Annotated in this window: 3 protein-coding genes; all 3 read right to left on the bottom strand. The window is 68.4% G+C overall.

What is annotated here, in order from left to right:
• Nucleotides 1-200: 200 nt before the first annotated feature.
• The 3 genes from ACLFMY_RS08835 to ACLFMY_RS08825 all read right to left on the bottom strand — a co-directional run bounded on the left by ACLFMY_RS08835 (nucleotide 201) and on the right by ACLFMY_RS08825 (nucleotide 2,929).
• The gene (locus tag ACLFMY_RS08835) at nucleotides 201-1,472 is read right to left on the bottom strand and encodes a multidrug effflux MFS transporter (protein ID WP_410764292.1); all 1,272 of its coding nucleotides are present in this window, start codon (nucleotides 1,470-1,472) and stop codon (nucleotides 201-203) included.
• A 10-nt stretch (nucleotides 1,473-1,482) separates the two neighbouring features.
• Nucleotides 1,483-2,091: an anthranilate synthase component II gene (locus ACLFMY_RS08830; RefSeq protein ID WP_410764291.1), complete on the bottom strand. Its 609-nt coding sequence runs from the start codon at nucleotides 2,089-2,091 to the stop codon at nucleotides 1,483-1,485.
• A 94-nt stretch (nucleotides 2,092-2,185) separates the two neighbouring features.
• A complete protein-coding gene (locus ACLFMY_RS08825) occupies nucleotides 2,186-2,929 on the bottom strand; it encodes a ferredoxin--NADP reductase (RefSeq protein ID WP_410764290.1) in 744 nt (247 codons plus the stop codon).
• Between the last annotated feature and the right edge of the window lie 101 nt (nucleotides 2,930-3,030).

The raw sequence follows: 3,030 nt of genomic DNA, 5'->3' as shown, positions 1-3,030 counted from the left end.
CCCAGCAGGGCGGACAACCGCAGGGGGGCGGCACACCACCGGCCCAGCAGGGCGGCCAGGGCACACCTGCAACGCAGCCCGAGGCCGGCGGCGCCCACGGGGCCGGAGACAAAGACAGGGTCCAGGAGAAGAAGAAAGGAGAAGGCATCCTGGGGATGTAAGTCCCCTCGGCGGACCGCCCCGATCGGCCCGCCCTCGCCTTACCGCAACGCCCGGCACCTTGCCGGGCGTCTTGCGTCAGCAAGCCACCACCGAATCCAAAGCAGCAAAGCCGCGGCGTAAAGAACCGCCATGCCGATTGCCAGCGCGACCAGGGAATCGGCCAGCCACGCGACCATCAGCCCGGAAACCACCCCGGCGAACGCCATCTGGGTTGCCCCCTGCAGCGCCGAGGCCAGGCCTCGTTGTGCCGGCCAGTAATCGAGGGCCGTGATGTTGAGCGCCGGCATGGTGGTCGCCATGCCCATGACGTACAGGGTGATCGGCGTGACCGTCAGCCACACCCCGTGGGTGACATCGGGTGGCTGCACCCACGCCTGGACCAGGTTGTAGATCACCGCCAGCCCGGTCAGGCACAACCCCAGGGCCATCGTCCCGGTCATGCTCAGCCGCCCGGCAAGCCAGCGGGTCAGGCGGCTACCCAGGATCAGGCCGGTCACCAGCGGCACGAAGAACTTCCAGAAGTCGGTCTCGGACTGGCCGAGGTGGTCGATGAGGATGGCCGGCGCGGCGGCCACGTACAGGAACATGCCGCCGAACAGCAGGGCAAACACGACGATCAGCTGCATGTAGCGCGGGTGCGAGAGGGCCCGGGCGTAGCTCCTGAGGACGAAGGCCGGGGCGAACGACTGGCGGGGGTGGGCCGCGACCGTCTCGGGCAGCAACCGCCACACCGCGATCATCAGCAGCAGCGAAAAGCCCACCAGGAACCAGAACACCGAGCGCCAGCCGAACCATTCGTGCAGCCAGCCGCCGATGATCGGCGCGGCCGCCGGTGCCGCGGCGAAGATCAGCATCACGTTCGCCATGACCCTCTGGGCATCGGCACCGGCGAACAGGTCGCGTACCAGCGCCCGGCCGATCACCACCCCGGCGCCGGCGGCCAGCCCCTGCCCCACCCGCGCGGCGACCAGCTGCCCGATGCTCTGCGAGAGTGCGGCGAAGACGGTCATCAGCGCGTAGGCCAGCAGGGCCAGCAGGATCACGCGCTTGCGGCCGAAGCTGTCCGAGGCCGGGCCGTAGAACAGCATCATCGAACCGAAGGCGAGCAGGTAGAGGGAAAGCGTCTGCTGGATCGCCGCCTGGCCCACGCCGAACTCGTCGCCGATGGCGTGGAAGGACGGCAGGTAGGCGTCGACGGTGAACGGCGCGAGCATCAGCAGCCCGGCGATCACCAGCACGAGGATGGCCGCGCGCCGACCGCGCGGCGACTCGACGGCGGGAGAAAGGGAGTCGTCGACCGGCCCGCTCACGCCGGCCCGATCACGCCGACAGGGCTTCGCGCACGCCGGAGCGGTAGCGCAGGAAGCTCTTGAGCTGCTGGTGGCCGTGCTGGGTCAGGATCGACTCGGGGTGGAACTGGACGCCCTCGATGGCGTACTCGCAATGGCGGAAGCCCATCACCTCGTCGACCGAACCGTCGTCAAACTGCGTCCAGGCGGTGACTTCGAGCACATCGGGGATGCTGTCGCGGGCGACGACCAGCGAGTGGTAGCGCGTCGCCTCGAAGGGGTTGGGCAATCCGGCGAACACGCCCTCGCCGGTGTGGTAGACGGGCGAGACCTTGCCGTGCATGACCTCGCGGGCGCGCACCACCTTGCCGCCGAACACCTGGCCGATCGCCTGGTGGCCGAGGCAGACGCCGAGGATGGGCAGCCTGCCGGCGAAGTGCCGGATCACTTCCATCGAGATGCCCGCCTGGTCCGGGTCGCAGGGGCCCGGCGAGACCACGATGTGGCTCGGGGCGCGCTCCTCGATCTCCTCGAGGGTGACCTGGTCGTTGCGCGCCACCCAGACCTCTTCACCCAGCTCGCCCAGGTACTGGACCAGGTTGTAGGTGAAGGAATCGTAGTTGTCGAGCATCAGGACCATTGCGGTTGCCACTCCAAGGATCTAAGAGGCCTGGCCGCCACGAAAGCGGACGGCGCGCGGGTTTCGAGCCGTCCAGTATAGGGAAGCTCTCGGCTCAGTGGTACTTCTCGACGGTGATCTGGCCGGGTTCCCGCCGGCGATGGCGACTCAGGCCGCGCGACTCGAGCAGTCCCCGGACTTCCTCGATCATCTCCGAGTTGCCGCAGAGCATGACGTGGGCATCCTCCGGGCGCAGCTCGAGGTCCACGTGCCGCTCGAGATCACCGGATGCCAGCGCCGCCTGAATCCGCTCGCGCAGGGCGGCCGGGCACGCCTCCCGCGTGACCAGCGGCACGAAGTCGAACCGGTCGCCGTGCTGCATTTCCAGTTGGCGGATGGTCTCGCCGTACGCCATGTCCGCCACGTGCCGCACCGAGTGGCACAGCACCACGCGCTCGGCCCGCTTCCAGGGCGCATCGGTCTTGAGGATGGAGAGGAAAGCCCCCAGGGCGGTGCCCGTGGCGAACAGCCACAGGTGGCGATGCTCGGGCGTACGCTCCATGGTCATGGTGCCGGTGACGGAAGTATGCACCAGGAGGGAATCGCCGACCTTCAGCCGAGCCAGCCGCGGCGAAAGGGGCCCGTCGGGCACGACATTGAAGAAGATCTCGTGCGGGGTCTCGTCCGGCGCGTTGACCAGCGAGTAGGGCCGAGCGATGCGCTCGCCATCGACGTCCAGCCCGACCCGCACGAACTGCCCTGCCTTGAAGGCCGGCAGCGGTGCCCGGAAGCACAGGGAGTAGAGCGCATCGTTCCAGCGGATCGTCTCGGCCACTGTCACTTTCAGCCATTCGCCCATGATTCACCTCGTCTCGATTCGCGCAGGGGTGCCGTGATTCGCCGCACTGGCCCCGGTTCGTCACGCATCAGCATGCCACGTTTCCAGGCCACCCCGCCTGC

This window comes from Guyparkeria sp. (assembly GCF_046545975.1).
In the GTDB taxonomy this organism is placed as follows: Bacteria; Pseudomonadota; Gammaproteobacteria; order Halothiobacillales; family Halothiobacillaceae; genus Guyparkeria.
The sequence above is the reverse complement of the archived record's forward strand: the minus strand, read 5'-3'. Positions and strand labels throughout refer to the sequence as shown.